This is a genomic window from Brevibacterium sp. CT2-23B (genome assembly GCF_013168765.1).
In the GTDB taxonomy this organism is placed as follows: domain Bacteria; phylum Actinomycetota; class Actinomycetes; order Actinomycetales; family Brevibacteriaceae; genus Brevibacterium; species Brevibacterium sediminis.
This window is the reverse complement of the sequence record NZ_JABBYK010000001.1, coordinates 442816-466756: the sequence shown is the minus strand read 5'-3', so window position 1 is coordinate 466756 and position 23941 is coordinate 442816. Positions and strand designations below refer to the sequence as shown.

At 63.3% G+C, this 23941-nt stretch carries 23 protein-coding genes and 1 tRNA gene; 6 read left to right on the top strand and 18 right to left on the bottom strand.

What is annotated here, in order from left to right:
• The first annotated feature begins 10 nt into the window (after window positions 1-10).
• Both HIM68_RS02150 and HIM68_RS02145 read left to right on the top strand, forming a co-directional pair.
• Window positions 11-1105 (top strand): mechanosensitive ion channel family protein, encoded by a 1095-nt coding sequence (locus HIM68_RS02150; RefSeq protein ID WP_172169235.1) that lies wholly within the window; start codon window positions 11-13, stop codon window positions 1103-1105.
• On the top strand, window positions 1086-1490 hold the full coding sequence (locus tag HIM68_RS02145) for a globin (RefSeq protein ID WP_172169232.1): 405 nt from the start codon (window positions 1086-1088) through the stop codon (window positions 1488-1490). Before HIM68_RS02150 ends, HIM68_RS02145 begins: the two co-directional genes overlap by 20 nt.
• A 28-nt stretch (window positions 1491-1518) precedes the next feature.
• Here HIM68_RS02145 and HIM68_RS02140 read toward each other — a convergent pair whose 3' ends face one another.
• Entirely contained in the window at window positions 1519-2190 is a 672-nt protein-coding gene (locus HIM68_RS02140) for a hypothetical protein (RefSeq protein ID WP_139907946.1), read from the bottom strand.
• Window positions 2187-2729 carry a thioesterase family protein gene (locus HIM68_RS02135; RefSeq protein WP_172169229.1) on the bottom strand — a complete coding sequence of 181 codons (543 nt, stop codon included), beginning with the start codon at window positions 2727-2729 and terminating at the stop codon, window positions 2187-2189. Before HIM68_RS02135 ends, HIM68_RS02140 begins: the two co-directional genes overlap by 4 nt.
• Window positions 2730-2824: 95 nt before the next feature.
• On the opposite strand from HIM68_RS02135, the gene HIM68_RS02130 reads away from it, so the two are divergent.
• On the top strand, window positions 2825-3733 hold the full coding sequence (locus tag HIM68_RS02130) for an acyl-CoA thioesterase II (protein WP_172169226.1): 909 nt from the start codon (window positions 2825-2827) through the stop codon (window positions 3731-3733).
• Complete coding sequence (locus HIM68_RS02125) at window positions 3730-3975, top strand: hypothetical protein (RefSeq protein ID WP_229663906.1); 246 nt, start codon at window positions 3730-3732, stop codon at window positions 3973-3975. Before HIM68_RS02130 ends, HIM68_RS02125 begins: the two co-directional genes overlap by 4 nt.
• Before the next feature lie 209 nt (window positions 3976-4184).
• Here the strand turns inward: HIM68_RS02125 and ettA are convergent, their stop codons facing one another.
• From ettA to HIM68_RS02080, 9 genes are all read right to left on the bottom strand, one after another.
• Entirely contained in the window at window positions 4185-5867 is a 1683-nt protein-coding gene (gene ettA / locus HIM68_RS02120) for an energy-dependent translational throttle protein EttA (protein ID WP_172169223.1), read from the bottom strand.
• A gap of 109 nt (window positions 5868-5976) precedes the next feature.
• Entirely contained in the window at window positions 5977-6702 is a 726-nt protein-coding gene (locus tag HIM68_RS02115; RefSeq protein ID WP_139466998.1) for a hypothetical protein, read from the bottom strand.
• A 101-nt stretch (window positions 6703-6803) separates the two neighbouring features.
• Window positions 6804-7397, bottom strand: coding sequence for a single-stranded DNA-binding protein (locus tag HIM68_RS02110; RefSeq protein ID WP_172169220.1), 594 nt, complete (start codon window positions 7395-7397; stop codon window positions 6804-6806).
• A 190-nt stretch (window positions 7398-7587) separates the two neighbouring features.
• Window positions 7588-9168, bottom strand: coding sequence for a GTPase (locus HIM68_RS02105; protein WP_172169217.1), 1581 nt, complete (start codon window positions 9166-9168; stop codon window positions 7588-7590).
• On the bottom strand, window positions 9165-10862 hold the full coding sequence (locus HIM68_RS02100) for a dynamin family protein (RefSeq protein WP_172169214.1): 1698 nt from the start codon (window positions 10860-10862) through the stop codon (window positions 9165-9167). The genes HIM68_RS02105 and HIM68_RS02100 overlap by 4 nt, the downstream gene beginning before the upstream one ends.
• A gap of 124 nt (window positions 10863-10986) precedes the next feature.
• Window positions 10987-11060 (bottom strand) — tRNA-Arg (locus HIM68_RS02095).
• A gap of 121 nt (window positions 11061-11181) precedes the next feature.
• Entirely contained in the window at window positions 11182-11388 is a 207-nt protein-coding gene (locus tag HIM68_RS02090; RefSeq protein WP_172169211.1) for a hypothetical protein, read from the bottom strand.
• 88 nt (window positions 11389-11476) lie between these two features.
• Window positions 11477-11791: a thiamine-binding protein gene (locus HIM68_RS02085; protein WP_139466993.1), complete on the bottom strand. Its 315-nt coding sequence runs from the start codon at window positions 11789-11791 to the stop codon at window positions 11477-11479.
• 87 nt (window positions 11792-11878) lie between these two features.
• On the bottom strand, window positions 11879-13069 hold the full coding sequence (locus HIM68_RS02080) for an acetyl-CoA C-acetyltransferase (RefSeq protein WP_172169208.1): 1191 nt from the start codon (window positions 13067-13069) through the stop codon (window positions 11879-11881).
• A 233-nt stretch (window positions 13070-13302) separates the two neighbouring features.
• Between HIM68_RS02080 and HIM68_RS02075 the strand changes: the two genes are divergently transcribed.
• Both HIM68_RS02075 and nucS read left to right on the top strand, forming a co-directional pair.
• Window positions 13303-14922, top strand: coding sequence for a cell division protein (locus tag HIM68_RS02075; RefSeq protein ID WP_172169205.1), 1620 nt, complete (start codon window positions 13303-13305; stop codon window positions 14920-14922).
• 501 nt (window positions 14923-15423) lie between these two features.
• Window positions 15424-16119, top strand: coding sequence for an endonuclease NucS (nucS, locus tag HIM68_RS02070; RefSeq protein WP_139466990.1), 696 nt, complete (start codon window positions 15424-15426; stop codon window positions 16117-16119).
• Window positions 16120-16375: 256 nt separating this feature from the next.
• Here nucS and HIM68_RS02065 read toward each other — a convergent pair whose 3' ends face one another.
• The 7 genes from HIM68_RS02065 to atpA form a co-directional block, all read right to left on the bottom strand.
• On the bottom strand, window positions 16376-17158 hold the full coding sequence (locus HIM68_RS02065) for a hypothetical protein (RefSeq protein ID WP_172169202.1): 783 nt from the start codon (window positions 17156-17158) through the stop codon (window positions 16376-16378).
• 571 nt (window positions 17159-17729) lie between these two features.
• A complete protein-coding gene (gene murA / locus HIM68_RS02060; RefSeq protein WP_172169199.1) occupies window positions 17730-19043 on the bottom strand; it encodes a UDP-N-acetylglucosamine 1-carboxyvinyltransferase in 1314 nt (437 codons plus the stop codon).
• Complete coding sequence (locus tag HIM68_RS02055; RefSeq protein ID WP_025776910.1) at window positions 19043-19510, bottom strand: DUF2550 domain-containing protein; 468 nt, start codon at window positions 19508-19510, stop codon at window positions 19043-19045. Before HIM68_RS02055 ends, murA begins: the two co-directional genes overlap by 1 nt.
• Before the next feature lie 22 nt (window positions 19511-19532).
• The gene (locus tag HIM68_RS02050) at window positions 19533-19793 is read right to left on the bottom strand and encodes a F0F1 ATP synthase subunit epsilon (RefSeq protein ID WP_101545515.1); all 261 of its coding nucleotides are present in this window, start codon (window positions 19791-19793) and stop codon (window positions 19533-19535) included.
• Window positions 19794-19796: 3 nt separating this feature from the next.
• On the bottom strand, window positions 19797-21245 hold the full coding sequence (gene atpD, locus HIM68_RS02045; RefSeq protein ID WP_025776912.1) for a F0F1 ATP synthase subunit beta: 1449 nt from the start codon (window positions 21243-21245) through the stop codon (window positions 19797-19799).
• A gap of 26 nt (window positions 21246-21271) precedes the next feature.
• Window positions 21272-22204: a F0F1 ATP synthase subunit gamma gene (locus HIM68_RS02040; protein ID WP_139466984.1), complete on the bottom strand. Its 933-nt coding sequence runs from the start codon at window positions 22202-22204 to the stop codon at window positions 21272-21274.
• A gap of 31 nt (window positions 22205-22235) precedes the next feature.
• Window positions 22236-23870 carry a F0F1 ATP synthase subunit alpha gene (gene atpA / locus HIM68_RS02035; protein ID WP_139907924.1) on the bottom strand — a complete coding sequence of 545 codons (1635 nt, stop codon included), beginning with the start codon at window positions 23868-23870 and terminating at the stop codon, window positions 22236-22238.
• Between the last annotated feature and the right edge of the window lie 71 nt (window positions 23871-23941).

Sequence of the window (23941 nt, the reverse complement as noted above, 5' to 3'; positions counted from 1 at the left end):
TCGAAAGATCATGACAACCGATGCAATAGATTCCACTGTTCAGAACGCAAGTGACTTCGATTGGGCAACCTTCCTCCTCGGCGCTCCGCTGAAGATCACCGTGATCATCATCGGCGCCATCGTCGTCAACCTCATCATCCGGCTCTTCATCCGCCGGTTCACCACTGCGGTGGCCAAGGGCACGGTGGGCAGCGAGAAGGCCGAAAGCGCGGGCCGAGCGAAGTTCTCCGCCACGGCGCTTGAGGCTCAGCGGACCGGGATCGATGAGCAGACGATCAAGCAGCGCCGAGCCCAGCGGGCGAAGACCGTGGGGCGCATGCTTTCGTCGGTGACGACGATCCTCGTCAGTGTCATCGCGGTCCTCATGATCCTCGATGCGCTCAGCTTCAACATCGCCCCGATCCTCGCTTCTGCCGGTATCGCCGGTGTTGCCATCGCCTTCGGTGCTCAGGAGCTCGTCCGCGACTACCTGTCGGGATTCTTCATCGTCATCGAAGACCAGTATGGAATCGGTGACACCGTCGACCTGGGCGAAGCCGTCGGCGAAGTCGAGGACGTCGGCCTGCGCCGCACCCAGATCCGTGACCTCACCGGCACCCTGTGGCATGTGCGCAACGGCGAGATCCTGCGTGTGGGCAATCTGTCCCAGGGTTGGGCTCGTGCCGTGCTCGACATCCCGCTCGACTACCGGACCTCGATGGATGAGTACCGCGAGATGACCGCGGACATCACGCGCACTCTGCGGAAGGATCCCGAGCTGGCCAGTGCGATGTTGGAGGATCCCGAGATCGCCGGTGTCCAGTCGCTGTCGGGCTCCCACCGGGTCATCCGCACGATGGTCAAGACCAAGCCGAACCTGCAGTGGCTGGTCGAGCGTGCCTTCCGTGCCGAACTGATGACCCAGCTGGCCAAGCGCGGCGGACAGATCGGTATGGTGCAGGAGACGGTTCTGCGTACCCTGCCCGCTCAGGAGAAGGCGATGGCTCCGGCAGTCGCCGAGGATTCCGAGAATCCCTCGCCTCTGCCCAGTGACCAGGAGATCCGCAGCACCGTGCAGGAGGACTCCCCCAGTGAAGGATCGAGCGATGTCGCAGACAACAACTGACGGTTCCATCTTCGAGGCCGTCGGCGGGCATGACACGTTCACCCGCCTCGTCGACGTGTTCTACCAGCATGTCGATGCGGATGCTCAGCTAATTGCGATGTATCCCGACGGCCATGAGCTGGAGGGGGCGAAGCACCGTCTGCAGATGTTCCTCGAGCAGTATTTCGGGGGACCGTCGACCTACCAGGAGCAGCGAGGTCACCCGCGACTGCGGATGCGGCATTTCGACTATCCGATCGATTTCGATGCCCGGGACCGCTGGCTGCGCTGCATGCGCGCGGCGCTCGACGATGTGAGCCTGCCGCCGCTGTACGACGAGATGTTCTGGGACTACTTCCAGCGGGCAGCGACCGCGATGGTGAATACGAACCCGAACATCCGGTGATCACTCTCCGGTGACCACAGACCGCTGATCACAGTCCGCGGGCACGCGTGAGCAGGTGACCGCCTGGGGCGACGAGACGCAGCCAGCCTCCGGATTCCATGATGCGCAGCTGACGGTCGTCATCGCGCCCCGGCGGTGGAATGAAGCGCAGGGCAGCGGCTGCGAAGGCCAATCCTCCTGGCATCCCGGTTCCCTGCTCGCCCGCCATCGGACGTGACCACACGCGGGAACGCAGAGCTTTGACCGCGTGTCCCCCGGAACCCTCGGGCGCACCGGTGCTGATCTCTGCGATCCCCGACTCCGCAGTCTCGTGGAGCCGCCCGACGCTGATCGTGTCGTACTCGGACCAGCCCCCGCGTGGGGGCGCGATCCCGGTCCACGACACGAGCACCGAATTCGGCGGCACCGGCAGAGTGGTTCCATTCTCGTCTCGGGCGAAGCGGTCGAGCAGATTCGACAGCGGCACCGCCTCGTCGAATCCGTCTTGTTCGTGGTCGTGCAGGCGCAGCATCCGCATGGCCAGCACCAGCGGTGTCGAATCGCCGAGCCCGTGTGGGAACAGCGGTGCCACGGTGGCGGCCAGGACGTCGGAGGCGACCTGCAGTCGCATCGCTCCGTCAGCATCTGCCCTGTGCGCCAGAGAAGTGAAGGCGGAGAGATCCCGCATCGCCAGCGGGTCACTGATATGCAGATCCGTCATCGTCGGGCCCTCCGCAGCGGAACGGGCGTGCCGAGCACCGATTCCATGGCGACGGTCTCGGCTTCGCTGAGGCGTCGCGGCCGGCCGCTGGCGATGTCGATGAAGACGATGACGGTCTCGGCGACCGTGTAGGTGCGCGAACCGTCCGGTTCGCAGATGACATAGCCCACCGTCACCGAGGCGGGTCGCACATCGCTGATGACGAGATCGACGGCGATGGGTCCGGTCCGATAGGGAATCGGGGCACGGTATTCGATGGCGTGGGAGGCCACGAGCAGCTCGGTGGTGGCAGAGGCGTCGGCGAAGATCGTCGGTATCTCGACCCCGCTGACCGTCTCGGTCACCCCGTGCTCTCCCGGCGTGGTCGGTGCATCGGAGCTGTGAGTGGGAGAGCCGAGAGCACGGACGCGGGCCTCTTCCAGCAGTTTGAGCTGGGTGACGTTGTTCACGTGGCCGTAGGCGTCCATATCACCCCATCTCAGTTCCAACAGTACGCGGGTGAATTCGTCGAGAAGGGGGTTGGTGGCGCCAGAGTGCATGCCTCCCATCATGCCACCTTCCTCACGACGGTGCCGCACGCGATAGGATCGTTACTCGAACGCACGATTGGCCCAGTCATCCGAGGGAGAAGCCCATGACCGACGAAGCATCCTCCGAAGCGGAGGCGAACGTAGCTCGGCTGCACGAGATCCTCGATCTGCGCCGGCTCGAGTTCACTGCGGCGTCCAGCGAAACGGACTTCTTCATCGGACACAGTCAGTACAAACCCGACGGTCGAGTCTTCGGCGGGCAGGTGCTCGCACAGTGTGTCGTCGCAGCAGCTGCCACACTTCCCAGTGACCGCCTGATCCATTCGCTCCACGGATATTTCCTGCGCGCCGGCGATGTCAGTGAGCCCATCGAATTCGGCGTCGAGCGGCTGCGCGACGGCCGTTCGTTCTCTGCCCGCCGCGTCCACGCATATCAGAAGGGCGCGCCGATCCTGTCATTGAGCGCTTCGTTCCAGGACGACCAGCCGGGTCTCAGCCATGCCGAGCAGATGCCGACCGGTCTGCCGGCTCCCGAGGACTGCCCGGAACTGCTTGACTATATCGGTGACGAGGATTCTCCGGTCGTCAGCGACTGGCTGAGGAAGCGTCCCTTCGAAGTCCGTCCTGTCGAGCCGTCTCTGCACACCTCGGGCGTCTCGGATCCCTCGATCACCGAACAGCATTCCTGGTTCCGAGCCAGTTCGACGTTCGGCGACGATCCAGTGCTCAATGCCGCGGCTCTGGCCTATGCCAGTGACTTCAACCTGCTCGAACCCGTCCTTCGTCATCACGAACTGACGTGGCGAACCCCGGGGCTGCGGGTGGCCAGCCTCGACCACGCGATGTGGTGGCACCACCGTGTGCGCGTCGACGACTGGATGCTCTATGTGCAGGAGTCTCCTGCCGCACAGGGTGGGCGCGGTCTCGGCTACGGCCGCATCTTCGCTCAGGACGGAACCCTGCTGGCTACTGTGGCCCAGGAAGGCATGGTCCGGGTCAAGGAGGTTCAGTGACGAGTAAGGACCCGACGATGATGGACATCATCGGCACCATCCTCAGCCGACTGGTCAACGTGGCGCTTTTCCTCGTCATCGGGCTGCTCAGTCTCGTGGCGTTCATGGGGCGCACGGATCTGCATGTGGCGGTCTGCGGGCTGTTGGCCGTTGTGTGCGGAGTCATCGGCACGATCCTCGTCCGTCTGCTGTTCAGAGGGATCGCGAACCTCGGCGGACTCACCCGCCGCTCAGAGGACTGACTCTTCTCCTCATTCGGTCGAGGCTTCGGGCTGGCTCGTTTTGGACGGTCCGCCAGCGGACGCAGCGCACGTCTCCCACCGATTCTGTGCGGGCGCGTTCATCGTCCACCTGTTCCGCAAGGATACAGTGATGCCCCGGTCTCTATGACCGGGGCATCACTGTGTTCGAAAGAAGAGTCGGAACCGTTTCGGCTCAGACCGAACTGAGCTCAGTCTCGGGTGAGACGACGGTGGGTGACTCGGTGCGGGCGGGCCGCGTCTTCGCCGAGTCGCTCGACCTTGTTCTTCTCATAGGCTTCGAAGTTGCCTTCGAACCAGTACCAGTTCGCCGGGTTCTCTTCGGTGCCCTCCCACGCGAGGATGTGCGTGGCCACACGATCGAGGAACCAGCGATCGTGCGAGACGACCACGGCGCAGCCGGGGAACTCGAGCAGAGCGTTCTCCAACGAGCCGAGGGTCTCGACATCGAGGTCGTTCGTCGGCTCATCGAGCAGGAGCAGGTTTCCACCCTGTTTGAGGGTGAGAGCGAGGTTGAGGCGGTTGCGCTCACCGCCGGAGAGGACTCCGGCCTTCTTCTGTTGGTCCGGGCCTTTGAATCCGAACGCGGAGACATAGGCCCGGGAGGGCATCTCCACCTTGCCGACCTGGATGAAGTCGAGCCCGTCGGAGACGACCTCCCACAGGTTCTTGTCCGGATCGATTCCGCCGCGGGACTGGTCGACATAGGAGATCTTCACAGTCTCTCCGACCTTGAGATCTCCGCCGTCGAGGTCTTCCATGCCGACGATCGTCTTGAACAGCGTCGACTTTCCGACGCCATTGGGTCCGATGACGCCGACGATGCCGTTGCGCGGCAGGGAGAAGCTCAGGCCGTCGATGAGTTTGCGCCCATCGAAGCCCTTTTCGATCTTGTCCGCTTCGATGACGACATCACCGAGGCGGGGGCCGGCCGGAATCTGAATCTCTTCGAAGTCGAGCTTCTGCGTCTTCTCCGCCTCGGCCGCCATCTCCTCGTAGCGGGCCAGACGTGCCTTCGACTTCGTCTGCTTCGCCTTCGGGTTCGAACGCACCCATTCGAGTTCGTCTTTCAGCCGCTTGGCGAGTTTCGCGTCCTTCTTGCCCTGGACCTGAAGGCGCTCCTGCTTCTTCTCGAGGTAGGTCGAGTAGTTGCCCTCATACGGGTAGAGGTGCCCACGGTCGACTTCGGCGATCCATTCGGCCACGTGGTCGAGGAAGTACCTATCGTGGGTGATCGCGATGACAGCGCCCGGGTAGGTCTTCAGGTGCTGCTCGAGCCACAGCACCGATTCCGCATCGAGGTGGTTCGTCGGCTCGTCGAGGAGCAGCAGATCGGGCTTCTCGAGCAGAAGCTTGCACAGTGCCACGCGGCGACGTTCACCGCCGGAGAGTACAGCGACGTCCGCGTCCGGCGGCGGGCACCGCAGAGCGTCCATCGCCTGTTCGAGCTGGGAGTCGAGATCCCAAGCGTCAGCGGCGTCGATGGCCTCCTGCAGCTTGCCCATCTCTTCCATGAGGGCGTCGAAGTCCGCATCGGGATCGGCCATCTCCTCGGAGATGGCATTGAAACGATCGACCTTTGCTTTGATCTCGCCGACGCCTTCTTCGACGTTGCCGAGGACGGTCTTCTCTTCATTCAGGGGCGGCTCCTGCATGAGGATGCCCACCGAGTACCCCGGGCTGAGTCGAGCTTCACCGTTGGAGGGCTGCTCGATACCCGCCATGATCTTCAGAATGGTTGATTTGCCGGCGCCGTTGGGGCCGACCATACCGATCTTCGCTCCGGGGTAGAACGACATCGATACATCGTCGAGGATGACTTTGTCACCGTGCGCTTTGCGCGCCTTGTGCATGGTGTAGATGAATTCGGCCATAGTGCACTCAGGCTATCGGTTCGGCGCACCCCAGCGCCACTTGACGCTCGGCATCCGCCGGGGATGTCCGAACTTCCGCCGAGGCGGCCAGACCTGCGTTGACGAGCGCTCAGCCTCCGCCGAGAGACGGGGCTTCACCCGAAGTGCCACCGTCGCTCGAAGTCTCCTCGGACCCGCCCTCACCGGAGGATCCGTCGGTGCCCTGAGAACCATCGGTTCCTTGGGAACTGTCAGTGCCTTCGGAGCCCGCAGTCCCTTCCGCTCCCCCGGTGCTTGCCGACGAGGAGCCGTCTTCACTCGGCACGGGGCTCTCGGTTTCCCCGTCCTTGCCGTTGATGTCCTCGCCGGGCAGGTGGCCGGCACCGTTCGAGTCGCCGTCTTCGTCGCGCTTCTCGCCCTTCGGCGCTTTGACACCTTTCGGCCGTTCCACTTCGCCGAACAGGCAGGAGCCCGTCGATTCCGTGGGCTGGACGAGGTCGGCGGTGGCTTTGCCCTTCCGGATCTCGCCGACGACGCAGCCCTTGTCGGTCTTGACTCCGAACATCTTCGAAGGAACTTCATTGCCGAGCGGCGATTCGTCGATCGTCGCCTCGAGCTGTTCGGGCTCATATCCGGCGTCGAGCATCGTGGAGAAGAACTTCTTCGTCGACGGCACCGATTCCTTGTCACCCGTCAGCGGTTTGAGTGCCTTGAGCACCTTGTCGACTTCGGCAACGGGCTTCGCCTGGGTCTGCTTCGGCTGCGGCTGCGAATCATCGGCGCCGAAGCCGAGAAGCGAGCAGCCCGACAATGCCAGAGTCAGTGCCGCAGCACTCAGCACAGGAACAAGACGCATCTGCAACCTCGGCGAGAGGGGACGATTGACAGTCTCACTCTAGCGGATGACACGGGCCGCGAGGCGCATCCATTCTCCAGGACGGCAAGGAATTCACGCGATCAGAAGGGCGCCGCGACTTTTGCGGTCTCCTGCGCGATCGGATCATCTTCGGCACCGGTGTCGATGTCGGCATCGGCGCCGCTCGCGGCATCGACGATGTCGCCACGATCGGTATCGCCGTCGGATTCGGACTCCGGCGGCGTTTCCGCGGTGCCCAAGGTGTTCCAAACCGAATCATTCGATCCGGATGACTCAGAGTTCGACTCTCCGGTCGTCGACTGTGACCGGTCGGCTGCTTTAGCGCGCTTGTAATGAGCGGTTCCGTACCTCAGGTCGGGGCCGATATGCTCCGCGACCACCGTCGGCGAGATTCCGCTGCGCTCCTCGGTGGCCCATTCTCGATTCCTCAAGCTGCCCGATACGATCACTGCGGCGCCGGTGTTGAGCGACATCGCGGAATTGCTCGCCAGGTCGCCGTAGCAGTCGACGCCGAACCACGAGGTGCCGTCTGAGACGAACTCGCCGGTGTTCTTGTCGACTCGCCAGTGGTTGACGGCCAGCCTGAACGAGGCGCAGGCTCGCCCGGACGGCAACGTACGCGCGCTCGGCTCGGTGGCGACGGTGCCGGTGACGGTGATCGGGATTGCGGACATCGGTGTCTCCAAATCGGTGTGATGAAACCATGCGGTCATCTGCGTCCGCATGGATCTCCAGTCAGCCCGGTCCATCGCTCCAGTGTCCAGAAACATGAAATGCCCTGTGGACAGAGGTTCTCCGTCCACAGAGCTTCAATGTCCGAGTCGCCCACGGAGTGTGTTCGAGTCGGAGACGCGCGTCTGCGTCTCAGCCGAGCATCTCGTAAGCCCGTCGGTGCTCTCCGATGACGCTCTTCACCGAGTTGAGATACGAGCTCTGGGCGACGCGGCCGACCGCGTCCCGCAGCTTGCCGTCGACCTCGGAGGCCGCCTCCTTCGCGCCTCTGGCCCGCGCAGACTTTGCCATCAGAGAGGTCACGAACGAACCGATGCAGCCGATCAGGAACAGCCCGATGCTGACGATCCAACACCACGTCGGCAGGGCACCCGAACCGATTGCGGCGACGAGGGCGGAGACGATGATGCCGAGGAGACCGACGATCGAAGCGACGAAGAAGATGATCTGCAGGGTGTGTGCCAGCGACCACCAACCAGGGCTCTGGCGAGTGATATCCACAGCGGTGACGGCCGAGTCGAGATTCGCCGACAGCTCGTCGGTGCTCTTCTTCTCTGCTTCCGCGGCCTCGTTCTGCCATGCCTGCGGCATGGTCGACACGGATTCTGCGATGAGTTCGTGGGCCATGAGCCGGACGTGGGAGCTCTGTGCCTTCGTCGTCGCCGGCACCGATGCGCGGACGAGCTCGTCCCTGTCCTGACCGTGTTTGGCACCCAGCGGATCGGGCGCATTGCGCTGGGCCCATGCGAGGATGGGGTACCCGGTCTTGCGGTAGGAACGGCGGATGTAATCATCGTGCACGGTCTGTGCCACGGCTTCGACACCGGCGGCTTCCGACATCGTCTCGACCAGTCGGGATGCACCGGCCAGTTCGTCCGGCGAGGAGACCGGTTCTCCGAGTTCCTTCCGGATCCGATTGGCCATCGCCTGCATATCGGCCAACAGCCTCTCGGCCGCTGCGTCGTTCGAGTCGACGGTGTCGGCGAGGATGCTGCGGATCTCTGGGATGCCCTCTCGGGTCACGGCCGAGGAGATGCGCACGTTCGTCTCGCTCAGCCCATCCTCGTTGAGCAGCTGGCGCAGATGGTCGGTTGCGGCCTTCTGCTCCTCCGGACTGAGTTTGTCGATCTGGTTGAGGACGACGACCATGTTCGCACTGTTCTCGGCGAGTTTGGTCAGGTACTCGGAGTGCAGCGAGAAGTCGGCGTACTTCTGTGGGTCGACGACCCAGAACACGACGTCGACGAGTCCCACCAGACGATCCGACTCGACACGGTGTTCAACTGCCGTGGAGTCGTGGTCGGGCAGGTCGAGCAGGATCAGTCCGTGCAGGCGTCTCTGATCGTCGCCGTCGAGCGCGGACTCGCGCCAGGTGCGGCTGCGTTCGGGCACGTGCAGCCAGTCGAGGACATCGTTTCCGCCCTCGCCCCAGACGCATGCGGTCGGTCGTGAAGTCGTCGGCCTGCGCACACCGACACGGGCGATCTCGAGACCGGCCACTGCGTTGAACAGTGAGGACTTGCCGGAGCCCGTCGACCCTGCGAAGGCCACGACGGTGAAGTCCTCACCCAGGCCCAGGCGGTCTTCCGCCCGGTCGAGCAGATTCTGAGCATCGGTGCGAACTTCTCCGCCGAGCTTGTCCTCACTCAGCGACAGGGCGTGTCGGATGCCTTCGGCGAGACGCCGGATCTCGGTCTGTGCGGAACTGTTCACAATGCCACCTCAAGTCGTTCACCGGAGGCGCGCAGGGCGCCCGCTTGCCGCGCCGGTACCGCGGATAGTCTCAGTGCGTTGTCGAAAGGAGTACGGCAGCCCGCCACGATGCCCACAGCCGCGTCGAGGAAGCGCTGTCGGATCGATGCGATGAGACCGGCCGCCTCGTCGGCTCCGAAGATCGTCTCCGCAAGATTGAGTGCGACTCCTGCCCCTTGTCGGGTGCTCTGCCCGCCATCGCTGGCGCTCCGCGGATCCCAGAAGGCCGCGTATTCGACGACGGCGCAGACTCCTGCAACGCCGAAGGAGAGGATCCGGGCCTTGGACTTCTTGCCCTGACCGATATCGCGCACTAGCGCGTTGACTTCATCCGACCACGTGGCCACCGCCGACTTCACTGAGTCCTCGAGCCCCGCGGCCACCGTGCGCAGTTCGGGTTGATCTTCGATGAGCGCTGCACCTGCAGCGGTGTTTCGCCATTCGGCATTGACTTCATCGACCACGTCGATGGCCTGTTCGCGCAGCGACACAGCCGCGCTGCGCAGGATGGCGACATGCAATGGAGTGGCCGCGTCATGTTTGCCGGTCACTGCGGCGGAGATGCGATCGCGCATTCGAGCCATCGTCGGCTCCAGTCCGCGGAAGAGCTGTCCTGTGCCCACGAAGTCCTGCCAGCGGGCATTGACCTCTCCGTGGAGAACCCGTCCGTCGGAGAAGACTTCGGCGAGTCCGGATTGAGCCGATCGGAAGCTCTTCTCCACTGAGCCGACCAGGGCGATGTGGGCCTGTTCCTGAGTTTCGGCGAAGTCGGCGAGCTCCCTCACCCGTGCGGGCAGGGCAGCGATCGCACCCGTCAGCGTGCGATTGCGGATGCGTTCGAGTGAGGTGCCCTCCGTGCCGACTTGAGAGATCCAGGAGCGAATAGGGTAGATCGCCGCATGAGGCAGCAGACCGTCTTCCAGCTCGAGCTCGGCGACGGAGAAGATCGGTGAGTTCGCCAGTCCTGCATCGGCGAGAAGACTCGACAGGTGATGCCTGACTTCGCGGTTGGCTTCGGGCGGAACCCGATCGAGAACGATGGCCACCGAAGTGCTTCGCGCAGCGGCCGTCTTCAACAGGGCCCACGGGGCGGCATCGGCGTACCGGTTCGCCGTTGTCACGAAGAGCCACAGGTCGGCGCTGAGCAGAACCCTGCGCGAGAGCGCACGGTTCGTCTCCGAGATGGAGTCGATGTCCGGACAGTCGAGGATGGCAGTGCCCGCTTCGATGTTCTCATCTGCGATGAGCACGACTCCGGGCATGGCCGACTGAGGATCGGAGCTGCGCGGCAGGTCAGGCAGGTAATGCTCTGATTCGAAGAACTTCGCATCGGCGGGGTTGAAGATGACGACCGGGTTGCCCGTCGTCGGTCGACGCACGCCGGCAGGACTGACATTGCGCCCTACGAGGGAGTTGACCAGTGTCGATTTGCCGGCACCTGTCGACCCGCCCACGGCGATGAGGAACGGAGTCCGCGAACGATTGATCCGCGGCAGCACGTAGTCGTTGAGTTCCGCAGTCAGTGTCGAGTGTGCTGTGCGAGCGTCGGCGAAGTCTTCGCTGCGCAGGGTGAAGCGCGTCTCCGAAACTCGCTTGACGATATCGTTCAACGCTTGGCCGACCGGCGGCGTCACGGCGCTCTTGCTCTCAGTCATCACGCCTCCACTCTCTATGTTTTCCCAGCTCGGCACCAACTGCCACGCCGTATCGGCGCGGAATTGCTCAGCGACTGCAGGGATCAGACGGATCCGCCCGTTCAACGGGTGCGGGCATGAGAAGCGCCCCCGGCGGGGCTCGAACCCGCGACCTACCGCTTAGAAGGCGGTTGCTCTATCCGACTGAGCTACGGAGGCTCAAATATCGTAACCGATGCCCGGATGAGAACAGAAAGCGGCCCCGGGTCGGTGCGGACTGTCTCGTCCGTCGCCTCGAACCGGGGCCGACGCGCTGCCGTGAAAGCTCGGCAGGAACATCTCAGTAGTGACGGGCTGCGTTCTCCATCGACTGCCTCACCGTCACGAATGACACGGCCACCACTCCCGTCATCGCAAGAATGACTGCCACGGCTTCGATCCCAAAGGCGAAGTCGACGATGATCGGGAAGAATCCTGCGAGCATGAAGCCCAGCAACGCGACAAGCGTCAGTGCCGTGGCAACTGAGAAGAGCTTTGCACCATTCATTGTCCATCTCCTTCGATCGATGCATCCGATGGAGAAAGACTAACGCCAGATGAGACTCACGTCACTGAGAATTTCGGAAGAATTCGACTCAGCCTTCGCCCCGAGCGTCGATCGCCTTCTCCAGACGCTCGAGTTTGCCGTCGATCTCGCCGGTGTAGCCGGGACGGATATCGGCCTTGACCACCAGGGACACTCGAGTGCCGAACTGGCCGACAGCCTCGGTGGCCTCTTTGATGACCGCGAAGACCTCGTCCCATTCCCCTTCGATGGTCGTGAACATCGAGTCCGTCCGGTGCGGCAGACCGGAATTGCGGACGATCTCGACAGCCGCTGCCACGGCATCGTGGACCGAGGCGTCGGCCCCTTCTCCCCCACTAGGAGCGACTGAGAAAGCTGCGAGCATGTTGATGGTCCCTTCTGTCCGGTCCGGTGGGGAGCCGATCGGCTCCCCACCGGTTCATCTGGCTGAATTGAGGTCGAACGACTCGGCTCAGGCCTGAGTGGGCACTGTCACGATGAGCGAGTCACCCTGCCCGCCGCCTCCGCAGAGTGCGGCGATACCCGTGCCGCCGCCTCGGCGCTGGAGTTCGAGGGCAAGGGTGAGGACGACCCGGGCTCCCGAGGCACCGATCGGGTGGCCAAGTGCGACGGCGCCGCCGTTGACGTTGACCTTGTCCTCGTCGATGCCGAGGTCCTTGGCGCTGGCCAGGCCGACGGCGGCGAAGGCTTCGTTGATCTCATAGAGGTCGAAGGAGTCGGCTGCGACGCCTTCACGCTCGGCAGCGACCTTGATCGCCTGTGAGGGCTGGTGCTGGAGAGTCGAGTCCGGTCCGGCGGTCCAGGCATGCGAACGGATCTCGGCGAGGATCGGAGCGCCGAGCTCTTCGGCCTTCTCACGCGACATGACGACGACAGCGCAGGCTCCGTCGGAGATCTGCGAAGCGTTGCCGGCGGTGATCGTTCCGTCCTTCCGGAAAGACGGCCGCAGCTTGGACAGGGACTCGGCCGTCGTGTCAGGACGCACACCCTCGTCTGCGGAGATGGTGACATCGCCCTTGCGCGAGCTGATGGTCACTGGCACGATCTCATTCTCGAAGGCACCGGCCTTCTGTGCCGCCGCCGCGCGCTGGTGCGAACGAGCGGAGAACTCATCCTGCTCAGCGCGCGAGAACTCGCGGTCACCGGCATTGGCCTCTTCGGTCAGTCCGCCCATAGCCTGATCGGTGAATGCGTCCCAGAGTCCGTCGTAGTCCATATGGTCCTTGGCGACGACATCACCGTACTTGTACCCCGAACGCGATTTCATCAGCATGTGCGGGGCCTGGCTCATCGATTCCTGCCCGCCCGCCACGACGACGTCGTACTCGCCGGCTCGGATCAGCTGAGCCGCTTGGGTGATCGTGTTGATTCCCGACAGGCACAGCTTGTTGACCGACACAGCCGGAACGGACATCGGAATGCCGGCTTTGACTGCCGCCTGTCGACCGGGGCCCTGACTGTTTCCGGCCTGCAGAACCTGGCCCATGATCACGTAGTCGACGTCGGAGCCCTGAATGTCGGCACGATCGAGTGCCCCGGCGATGGCTTCGGCGCCGAGCTCGACGGCACTGAGTTTCGACAGCTCTCCCTGCAGTCGCCCGAACGGTGTGCGCGCTCCGGCGACGATCACTGCATCAGCCATATTTCCTCCTCGGATATCCGTGCTGCGGACGCGTGTCCGCAGCACGTATGCATTTCGACATCCACCAGCCTAGTCGAGGCCCATGTGGCCTGCATCACGGGGTCCGCGCGGCCATGGATCAAGCCCTCGTCCACACTCTCGCATTCGCACCCAACACTCATGGAGTCTCCGTTAGAGTAGGACGAGGACAGCCTAAGAACACCCCCTTTCCAAGATGACAGGAGTTCGCTTCAGTGACGCCCACCGAAGAATTCCGCACAGCGATGCGCGGCTACGAGAAGAGTGAAGTCGATTCGCGACTGCAGCAGCTGCGCACCGAGGTCGAGTCGGTCCGCAAGGCCCTGGCCGATGCGCGAAGCCAGGTCATCAATGCAGATCGGGCGAAGCTGCAGATCGCAGGTGAGCTCTCCGAAGCCAAAGCACAGCTGAAGAAGGCTGCCAACGACAATGCAGAGGCGGCAGGGCCTCCCGGAAGCCGCATCGACCATCTTCTCAAGATCGCCGAGTCGCAGGCCCGCGAGACCCTGGCTCAGGCCAATTCCGATGCCGAGACGATTCGGAACAAGGCCCGCGCCGAGGCGGCATCCGCTCGCGCTCGGATGCACACCGAGAGCAACGACACACTGTCCAATGCTCGCTCGGAAGCCGATGCGATCACTTCCTCGGCCGAGCTGCGCGCCGAAGAGACGATCAAAGCTGCTGAGAAGCGTGCAGCCGAACTCAGCGCGACCACCGAACGCGAGACCAACCAGGCCAAGGAAGCGAATGCCGCTTCCGCCAAGGAGGCTCGTGAGAGTCTCGATCTCGAGCTCTCCGAACTGCGGGCGACCGCTGAGAAGGAAGCTGCGGATCTGCGTGCCGAAGCCAAGACCGAGGCAGAGGAGACAGTGGCGGCTGCTCAGGCGCAGGCCGATGAGCTGCTCAAGTCCGCGAAGGCACGCGACGAGGCATCGAAGAAGGCCGGAAACGACTTCGACGTCGAGCTCGCGAACAAGCGCAAGGAAGCCGAGACCGAACGCAAGAAGCGCTACGAAGAGGCTCAGGTCGAGAACAAGAAGCTCGTCGAAGAGGCTCAGGCACGCGCAGCGAAGGCCGACACCGAGGCCAAGGAAGCTGCCGAGCGTGCGGAGCAGACTCGCACCGACGCGGTGAAGAAGGCCGACGAGATCATCGCCGACGGAAAGTCCCGCGCACAGACGCTCATTGCGGAAGCTCGCGCCACCGCCGAGGCAACCATTGAGGAATCCGCGGCAGAGGCCAAACGCAATGTCGCCTCCGCACAGTCGCAGGTCGATCTGCTCACGAAGCAGCGCAAGACGATCACTGCTCAGCTCGACCAGCTCCGTTCGCTGTTCGCTATGCCCGGGGTCATGGGCGGCGACTCAGTGGATCCGGCGAAGGCCGAATCGGCGTCTCACGCCACCGAGCAGATCGCCGACGGTCAGGAGCTCGAAGACCTGCTGGCCGACGATGACTCGTCGGATGCGCCCAAGGCCGACGACTCCGCGAAGTCGACCGATGACGCAGGATCGAACGACGCCGAAACCTCGAAGTCCGGATCCGCCTCGGGCGGGGGTTCGAAGTCGACCGGTCCTGCGAAGAACGATGGTGCCGGAGCCGAGGACAACGGCCCTGCGAAGGCTTCCGACGAGTCGGCCGAAAGCTCGAAGTCGACTCCTGCTTCGAAGAACGCTGCGGAGTCGAACGCTGACTCTGCCGCTGATGAGAAGGACACGGCAGGCGAAGATCTGCCCAACGGCGCCACCGACGAGGACACGATCTCGATCAACGCTCAGGTCTCCGGCTCGAAGGACAACTCGAAGACCTCGCGCTCGCGCAACTCGCTGCGCTGAGATCGATTGAGTCGAGACCGACCGGGTCCAGCACGATTGATCTGAGACCGGCCGAATCGACTATGACGATGGGACCCGCTGATGCGGGTCCCATCGTCATTGTGAGGCACGTTGGCTGACTGAGGTCTCAGTCGACTCCAGCCCTGTTGACGACAGCCCGGAGATCATCTGACCTCACCGGAAGCGGTCGAAGCAGTGCTGGTGCCAGTGCCGCCTGCTTTCGACCCCGATCTCGATTCCGTGGGGAGCATCCTGACGCCACGCAACGACATGGCTCGAGGCGGCACTGACATCCCGGCCACATCCAGGGCAGACATAGACTTTGCCGGATTCGTTTCCCTTCACGGTCTGCACGGACCAGGTTCCGTCCGGCAGTGAACGGCTTGTCCTCATGCCTGCCACAGAGTCGGACAGATCGCGGGGAGACTGCTGCCATTTGTTCTTGCGACGCGAGGATGAAGATCGTGGCATTGAGTCATTGTCTCACGTAGGCTGAAGCGCGTGCGTCTAGTCATTGCCCAATGCTCCGTTGATTATGCCGGTCGTCTGACCGCCCACCTTCCGATGGCCACCCGCCTCATTATGCTCAAGTCCGACGGCTCGGTGCTTATCCATTCCGACGGCGGTTCCTATAAGCCGCTGAACTGGATGACTCCCCCGTGTACGGTTCGGCATATCGAGCCCGACGCCGAGCAGGCCGAAGCCGGCCTGACGGAGCTGTGGGAGGTTTCCCAGACGAAGACCGGTGACCGTCTCGTCATCTCCATCGCCGAGGTCCTCGCTGACGACTCCTATGAGTTCGGGGTCGATCCCGGGCTGGTCAAGGACGGGGTCGAAGCGCATCTGCAGGAACTGCTCGCCGAACATATCGAGACCCTCGGCGAGGGCTACAGTCTGGTGCGCCGCGAGTACATGACCGCGATCGGTCCGGTGGACATCTTGGCTCGTGACGACGGACAGAAGTCTGTGGCGGTGGAGATCAAGCGCCGCGGCGATATCGACGGTGTCGAACAGCTGACCCGCTATCTCGAGCTGATGAATCGCGATCCACTGCTGAGCCCAGTCAACGGAGTCTTCGCTGCTCAGGAGATCAAACCGCAGGCACGTACTCTCGCTGAGGACCGCGGCATCCGCTGCGTCGTTCTCGACTACGATGCTCTCCGCGGAATGGACGACCCCGAGACGCGCCTCTTCTGATCACCCACGATCAGCCGGTGGATCAGCCCACGGTCAACCTGCGGGATGGCCGGCCACCAACTCCAGCGTCGCCGATCAACCCGCGGGAAAGCCGGCCACTCACTTCAGCCGCGCCGATCAAGCCGAGCCGTGTCGCTCCCTTCGTGCAGCGTCCGTAGCTCCTCAGCGCGGGCCCAAACCGTCGATCAAGGCGGACAGCGTCTATCGCCCCGTCTACGGAACGACTTGCGCTGTCCGCCTTGATCGAGCGTCAGGATCACGCTTCGCGACGGCTGTCGTCCATGACTAGTCGTCGTCGCACTGACTCTCCGATCCGCAGGAAGAGGTCGGCGGAGAAGAGATCGCTCCACCGGACACGGAAGACCAACCAGCCCTCGTTGCGCAGCGCATACTCGCGGCGCTGTTCACGTTCGAAAGTCACTTGCGGATCCGCTCCGTCGAGGTGGTACTTTCCTGCACCATCGAACTCTGCGATGACCTTCGCCCGTCTATTGGCGGAATCGGTACGGCCCAAGTGTTTGCCGGCTCCATCGCGAATGTCGACCTGCGGCTCGAACCCCGGAATCGAATGCTCGACTAACCGCACCGCGCAGATCGACTCAGCGACGCTCTCGCGGCGTGCATCGACATTCTCCAATACCTTGACGATCTTCCGTGTGCCTGTGCGAACAGGATGCGCTTCACTGAAGGAACGCATCTGTTCGACGGTCACGACCGAGCTGCGCACCGCTGCATCGAGCGCCGCGACAGAGAATGCGAGCGGACAGTCCCGAGCAATGTCGAGCAGCGTCTGCAGGACCGTCGTCACCGGGATCCCATCGACGAACTCGTACCCTGCACGATCTGAGACGCGTCGCCGCACAAGCATCTTCGCCAGACGAACTCCGCTGCGCGGACTCACCGATTCGGCGAAGACATCGTCCCGCTCGACGTATGGAATCGGAAGGCCGTGAACGATGAGTGCACTGCGGTGAGAGAATACTGCGTCCGGAGGCAGGCGATCGACGTACGACCGGACGAGGATTCTCAGATCCTCCACGCGTTTGCGCAGGCCCGTCGACTCTATCGGCAGTGTGGTTGTGGGAGCCGCGGCTATCGCACTGACGAAACTGTGCGCCGGATCAGAACATTCTGCGGTGACAACATATCGCCCTCGTTCCAATCGTCGCAGACAGCATCGCTCGGCGGCTCTGATCCGATGACAGTCCCACCCGGCCTCGAGCAGTGCGGCAGTCGACAGACATCTATACATGCCTTCAAGCATGCGTGACGAGACGCGGGAGAACCAGGATGAGAAGTCGGGCTGTGGACAACCCTCGACTCTTCCACACAGACCGCATCGTCACGAGGAACGGCCGACGTGCGGGACCGCGGAACCACCGCGCAGGCCCTCGAACGGCGGTCGGCCGCAGTCGCCGTTCAAGGCGAAGCGCGAATTCCGCGCCGTTTACCTATCGACAGACGAGGGCGACCTTGAACGAGAGAGCGAACCTCGGACAGACGGGGGCCGGCTTGAACGAGCGCGACGACTACCGAAAACCGACGACCGACTTGCACGAACGAGGCAAATCCTGACTGCCAGGGTCCGCGGGGTTCGTCGAGTGAGAGAACTAGTCGAAGCTGAGGACGTCGCGCTTCTCGACACGTTCGATGTCGACACCGAGGGCGCGAAGATTGTCGACGAAATTCTCGTAGCCGCGTTCGATGTGATCGATTCCCGATACCTCGGTCACTCCCCCGGCCCGGAGGGCGGCCATGACCAGGCCCGCTCCCGCGCGGATATCGGAAGCTTCGACTTCGGCACCGGAAAGACTCTCGCTGCCGGTGACGAGTGCATGGTTGCCGTCGATGCGGACCTTCGCACCGAGGCGGGCGATCTCCTGCACGAAGCGCCAGCGCGCTTCGAACAGATTCTCCGACAGCAGACCGATACCGTCGGACACCGAGTTCAACGCGATGACGAACGGCTGCAGATCCGTCGGGAATCCCGGGAACGGCATGGTGGCCACCCGGATGGCATGAGGACGCGAGGCGCCGATGACGCGGAAGCCCTTGCCCCGCGTTCCGTCACCGAGGATGATCTCACCGAGGTCTTCCACCGTGGCGCCCGAATCCCGAAGCTTCATACCGATATTGGGCATGATGTCGAGCCCGACTCCGCGCACGGTCACATCGCCCGCGCTCAATGCGGAGCCGAAGGCGAAGGTTCCGGCGACGATGCGGTCGCCGACGGTGCGGTGGGTGACCGGCTGCAGCGATTCGACACCGGTGATGGTGAGGTCAGAGGTGCCGATCCCCTCGATCTGCGCCCCCATCTCGACGAGCATCGTACAGATGTCGACGATCTCGGGCTCGCGTGCGGCGTTGGCGATGGTAGTGGTGCCATGGGCGAGAGTTGCCGCCATGACGAGGTTCTCGGTGGCTCCGACGGAGGGGAACTCGAGGACGATCTCGGTACCGCGCAGCCCCGTCGGAGCCTCTGCGACGAAATAGCCGTGGTCGAGGTGGACGACAGCGCCCAGGGCCTCGAGACCGGCCTGATGCATGTCGAGTCCCCGGGAACCGATGGCGTCACCGCCGGGAAGAGCCACATGTGCAGCACGCATCCGTGCGGTCAGTGGGCCGAGGACGGAGATCGAAGCCCGCATTGCGCGGACGAGTTCATAGTCGGCTTGGATGCCGACTTCGGCGGGGACGTCGATGCTCACGACGCCGTCTTCGGCGTCATAGTCGACCTCGCAACCGAGGCGGACGAGCAGTTCGACCATGATCCGCACGTCGAGGATGGCCGGGACGTTGGTGATAGTCGTGCGTCCCACGGCGAGGAGACTCGCCGCCATGAGTTTGAGGACGCTGTTCTTGGCGCCTCTGACGTCGATGGTTCCCGCCAACTGTGCGGGCCCGGTCAAGCGGAAGACATCCATTAAGTGAAACGTCCCATCGTCGGATTGAAGCCAGGAGGTGATGATTCGAGCCACGAAGCCATCGTGGACAGGGATTCGGTGTCCATTGCCAGAGACACGGAACGCGGACGACCGTCCGCCTTGCCGTACGAGCAGTCGACAACGACCGCTTCGGGCAGAACCGAGTACTGCTCACCGGAGGTGGGCTTGCGCCGGACGAGGATGTCGAGATCCGCGCGCGGCAATCGGAACGCGGCGCGCCGCGTCAGTGCGAAGACCGGATACCAGTCCAGTGAAGTGACCGAGAACACGGCCACGCCCAAACGCCAACGTGGGCGAGAAGAGTACTCCTCGCCCACGTTGATGGAACAGTCAAAGGCACCCGAGAGCTTCGAGATCGACCTGCGTCGGATCGTGACGACCACGATCAGAGCAAGCGCAAGTCCTACCAACGAGAGCAGAACGATCAGCAGGACAGAAGGGTTCACGGTTGCCAGTGTAACCTGCGGATCAGAGAAGTTCGGCCTGATCAGCGGCAATGATCACACGGTTGTTCTCCACCGAGAGGAATCCGCCATCGGCTTTGACCCTGATGGTGTCCTCTCCCGGAGTGAGAATCCGCGCTTCGCCGTCGGCGACGACACCCAGCACGGGCTCGTGGCCCGGCAGGATGCCGATCTCGCCGTCGAGGGTACGGGCGATGACGCGCTTGGCCTCACCGACCCATACCTCGCGATCAGCAGCCACGACATTCACTTCGAGTGTCGCCATGGCTTACTTCTGCATCTCTTCGTAGTTGCGCATGACATCGTCAAGGCCGCCGACGTTGAAGAATGCCTGCTCCGGGATGTGGTCGACTTCGCCCGAGCAGATCTTCGAGAAGCCTTCGATCGTGTCGGCCAGCGGCACGGTCGAACCGGGAACCTGAGTGAACTTCTCAGCGGTGTAGGTGTTCTGCGAGAGGAACTGTTCGATACGACGCGCACGGTGAACGACGAGCTTGTCCTCTTCACCGAGTTCATCGACACCGAGGATGGCGATGATGTCCTGCAGTTCCTTGTTCTTCTGCAGAATCGCCTTGACCTCGTTGGCCACGCGGTAGTGCTCGTCACCGACGATCAGCGGATCGAGGATGCGCGAGGACGATGCGAGCGGGTCGATCGCCGGGTACAGACCGCGCGAAGCGATGTCACGGCTGAGCTCCGTGGTCGCGTCGAGGTGGGCGAATGTCGTCGCAGGAGCCGGGTCGGTGTAGTCATCGGCGGGAACGTAGATCGCCTGCATCGACGTGATCGAGTGACCACGCGTCGAGGTGATGCGCTCCTGCAGCAGACCCATCTCGTCAGCCAGGTTGGGCTGGTAGCCCACGGCCGAGGGCATGCGACCCAGCAGGGTCGAGACCTCGGAGCCGGCCTGGGTGAAGCGGAAGATGTTGTCGATGAACAGCAGCACGTCCTGGTTCTGCACATCGCGGAAGTACTCCGCCATGGTCAGCGCCGACAGCGCCACGCGCAGACGAGTGCCTGGCGGCTCGTCCATCTGGCCGAACACCAGCGCGGTGTCCTTGAAGACTCCTGCCTCATCCATTTCCATGATGAGGTCGTTGCCCTCACGGGTACGCTCGCCCACACCGGCGAACACCGAGGTGCCCGAGTGGTTGTGCGCGATACGGAAGATCATCTCCTGGATGAGCACGGTCTTGCCGACGCCGGCGCCGCCGAACAGACCGATCTTTCCACCCTGGACGTATGGAGTCAGGAGGTCGATGCTCTTGATGCCGACTTCGAGGATCTCGGTCTTGGACTCGAGCTCGTCGAACGACGGTGCCGGACGGTGGATGGGCCACCGCTCGGAGATCTCCAGCTCCTCGCCGTCGGCGAGGTTGAGGCAGTCACCGGTGGTGTTCCACACATGGTGCTTGGTCACGTCTCCGACGGGAACGGAGATCGGTGCGCCGGTGTCGACGACTTCCTGTCCGCGGACAAGTCCGTCGGTCGGCTGCAGCGACACTGCGCGGACCAGTCCGTTGCCCAGGTGAAGTGCGACCTCGAAGGTCAGCTTCCGGGTTCCTTCGGACAGTTCCACCGACGCGGTCAGTGCGTTGTAGATCTCGGGCACGGAGTCGAGCGGGAACTCGATGTCGACAACCGGGCCGATGACTCGGGAAATCCGGCCGAGGGCAGTGCCCTGTGCCGGAGAGGTTTCCGTTGCTGTGGCAGTCATGGTCTCTTTCTCTCTGCTCTCGCCGGTCAGTCGCCGGCTGCCGATGCCGCGAGGGCATCCGCCCCACCGACGATCTCGGTGAGTTCCTGGGTGATTTCCGCCTGGCGAGCCGTATTGGCCAACCGGGTGTAGGTCTTGATGAGATCATCCGCGTTGTCCGTGGCTGTCTTCATCGCCGCCTGTCGCGAGGCCTGCTCGGATGCTGCTGCGCTGAGCAGCGCCGACAGAATGCGCGAATCGATGTATCGCGGCAACAGTGCGTCGAGCACAGCCTCCGCACTCGGTTCGAACTCATAGAGCGGGAACGCGGGTGCATCGGACGATTCCCCAGCCTGTCCGCCGGTCGATGCCTCTTCGGCGTCGACGACCTCCAGCGGAAGCAGTCGCCGGTATTCCGGGTCATGCGTGACGCTGGAGACGAAACGGGTGAAGACGATGTAGATCTCGTCGATCCCTGAGTCGGCCGACTCCGGGTCGAAGTTCTCCAACAGCGCCTCGCCGATCTCACGTGCGTGTTCGGCCAGCGGGTTCTCGGAGATGCCTGTCCAGGACTTCTCGATCTTACGATCGCGGAAGGTGTAGTAGTTCTTGGCCTTGCTGCCGATAGTGAACAGGTCGACGCTCTTGCCCTCGTTGCGCAGCAGCCGAATGAGTTCCTCGGCTTCGCGCAGCAGGTTCGCGGAATAGGCACCGGCGAATCCGCGGTCGGGTCCGATCACGAGGACGGCAGCGTGCTTGACGTTGTCCGACTCCGTGGTGAGAACGTGGTCCACGTTCGACTCGCTGGCCACTGCCGACACGGCCCGGGTCAGGGCGTTCGCGTACGGGCTTGCGGCCTGCGAGCGGGCAATGGCCTTCTGGATCCGCGAAGCAGCGATGAGCTCCATCGCCTTGAAGATCTTCCTCAAGGACTGAGTCGAGCGGATCTTCTGTTTGAAGACCCTCTGCTGGGCTCCCATCAGTTCTTCCTTTCGCCGTTACGGAACAGGTTCAACGCTTCTGCCGAACGATCTGCTCCTGCTCGACCTCGTCGGAGGACGCGGCTGCGGTGTCTTCGCTGCCGGCCTTCGAACCGCTCTGGTCCGAGCTGGCGAAGTTCTGGGTGAACTCGGCCAGGACGCTCTTCAGCTCTTCAGTCGTGTCGTCGTCGAGCTTCAGGGTCTCACGGATGGTCGTGAAGATACCGGTCTTGCGCTCGATGTGATCATGCAGTTCGGACTCGAAGCGGAGCACGTCGTCGACAGGGATCTCGTCGAGGTAGCCGTTGGTTCCGGCGAAGATCGACACGGTCTGCTTCTCGAACGGCATCGGAGCGTACTGACCCTGCTTAAGCAGCTCGGTCAGACGCGCACCACGGGCCAGATCGCGCTTGGTCGCGTCGTCGAGATCGGATGCGAACATCGCGAAGGCCTCGAGCGAACGGTACTGAGCCAGCGAGATCTTCAGCGTGCCCGAGACTCCCTTGAGAGCCTTCGTCTGAGCGGCACCACCGACTCGAGACACGGACACACCGACGTCGACAGCGGGACGCTGGCCGGCGTTGAACAGATCGGACTGCAGGAAGATCTGACCGTCGGTGATCGAGATGACGTTGGTCGGAATGAACGCACCGACGTCGTTGGCCTTCGTCTCGATGATCGGAAGACCGGTCATCGAACCGCCGCCGAGCTCATCGGAGAGCTTCGCGCAGCGTTCCAGCAGACGCGAGTGCAGGTAGAAGACGTCGCCGGGGTAGGCTTCACGGCCCGGCGGACGACGCAGCAGCAGGGACACGGCGCGGTAGGCCTCAGCCTGCTTCGACAGGTCATCGAACACGATGAGGACGTGCTTGCCGTCGTACATCCAGTGCTGACCGATTGCGGAACCGGAGTATGGAGCCAGGTACTTGAAGCCTGCTGGGTCAGACGCGGGAGAGGACACGATGGTCGTGTACTCGAGCGCACCGGCCTCTTCCAGCGAACGGCGGACGCCGGCGATGGTCGAACCCTTCTGGCCGACGGCCACGTAGATGCAGCGGACCTGCTTCTTCGGGTCTCCGGTCTCCCAGTTGGCCTTCTGGTTGATGATCGTGTCGATCGCCAGAGCGGTCTTACCGGTCTTGCGGTCACCGATGACCAGCTGACGCTGACCACGGCCGACGGGGATCATCGCGTCGATGCTCTTGTAACCGGTCTGGAGCGGCTCACGCACTTCCTGGCGGTCCATGACGCCGGCGGCCTGAAGCTCGAGCTCACGGCGGCCGACGGTCTCGATGTCGCCGAGTCCGTCGACGGGACGACCCAGCGGATCGACGACACGGCCGAGGTACCCGTCGCCGACCGGAATCGAGAGGACCTCTCCGGTGCGGTACACGTTCTGCTCTTCGGCGATTCCGGAGAACTCACCGAGGATGACGACGCCGATCTCGCGTTCGTCGAGGTTCTGTGCCAGGCCCAGTGTGCCGTCTTCGAACCGCAGGAGTTCGTTGGCCATGGTGCCGGGCAGGCCCGAAACGTGAGCGATACCGTCACCAGCGGTGACGACCTTGCCGACCTCGGTCTTTTCCGAGCTCTCCGGGTTGTACGAGTCAACGAACTTCCCGAGAGCGTCCCGGATCTCTTCCGGGCGAATTGTCAGTTCCGCCATCTGGTTTCCCTGCTTCCTTTACTCAAATCTTGCGTCCGACGACCGGTGGGCCGCCGATGCCGGAGAAGCCG

Bases quoted from the DNA above. Each gene is read 5' to 3' on its own strand.
- HIM68_RS02050 (WP_101545515.1), bottom strand. From the start codon at position 19,793: ATGGCGACACTCGAAGTGAATGTCGTGGCTGCTGATCGCGAGGTATGG.
- atpD (WP_025776912.1), bottom strand. From the start codon at position 21,245: ATGACTGCCACAGCAACGGAAACCTCTCCGGCACAGGGCACTGCCCTC.
- HIM68_RS02040 (WP_139466984.1), bottom strand. From the start codon at position 22,204: ATGGGAGCCCAGCAGAGGGTCTTCAAACAGAAGATCCGCTCGACTCAG.
- HIM68_RS02145 (WP_172169232.1), top strand. From the start codon at position 1,086: ATGTCGCAGACAACAACTGACGGTTCCATCTTCGAGGCCGTCGGCGGG.
- HIM68_RS02130 (WP_172169226.1), top strand. From the start codon at position 2,825: ATGACCGACGAAGCATCCTCCGAAGCGGAGGCGAACGTAGCTCGGCTG.
- murA (WP_172169199.1), bottom strand. From the start codon at position 19,043: ATGGATGTCTTCCGCTTGACCGGGCCCGCACAGTTGGCGGGAACCATC.
- HIM68_RS02080 (WP_172169208.1), bottom strand. From the start codon at position 13,069: ATGGCTGATGCAGTGATCGTCGCCGGAGCGCGCACACCGTTCGGGCGA.
- ettA (WP_172169223.1), bottom strand. From the start codon at position 5,867: ATGGCCGAATTCATCTACACCATGCACAAGGCGCGCAAAGCGCACGGT.
- HIM68_RS02090 (WP_172169211.1), bottom strand. From the start codon at position 11,388: ATGAATGGTGCAAAGCTCTTCTCAGTTGCCACGGCACTGACGCTTGTC.
- HIM68_RS02110 (WP_172169220.1), bottom strand. From the start codon at position 7,397: ATGTCCGCAATCCCGATCACCGTCACCGGCACCGTCGCCACCGAGCCG.
- HIM68_RS02085 (WP_139466993.1), bottom strand. From the start codon at position 11,791: ATGCTCGCAGCTTTCTCAGTCGCTCCTAGTGGGGGAGAAGGGGCCGAC.
- HIM68_RS02100 (WP_172169214.1), bottom strand. From the start codon at position 10,862: ATGACTGAGAGCAAGAGCGCCGTGACGCCGCCGGTCGGCCAAGCGTTG.
- HIM68_RS02115 (WP_139466998.1), bottom strand. From the start codon at position 6,702: ATGCGTCTTGTTCCTGTGCTGAGTGCTGCGGCACTGACTCTGGCATTG.
- atpA (WP_139907924.1), bottom strand. From the start codon at position 23,870: ATGGCGGAACTGACAATTCGCCCGGAAGAGATCCGGGACGCTCTCGGG.
- HIM68_RS02135 (WP_172169229.1), bottom strand. From the start codon at position 2,729: ATGCACTCTGGCGCCACCAACCCCCTTCTCGACGAATTCACCCGCGTA.
- HIM68_RS02140 (WP_139907946.1), bottom strand. From the start codon at position 2,190: ATGACGGATCTGCATATCAGTGACCCGCTGGCGATGCGGGATCTCTCC.
- HIM68_RS02150 (WP_172169235.1), top strand. From the start codon at position 11: ATGACAACCGATGCAATAGATTCCACTGTTCAGAACGCAAGTGACTTC.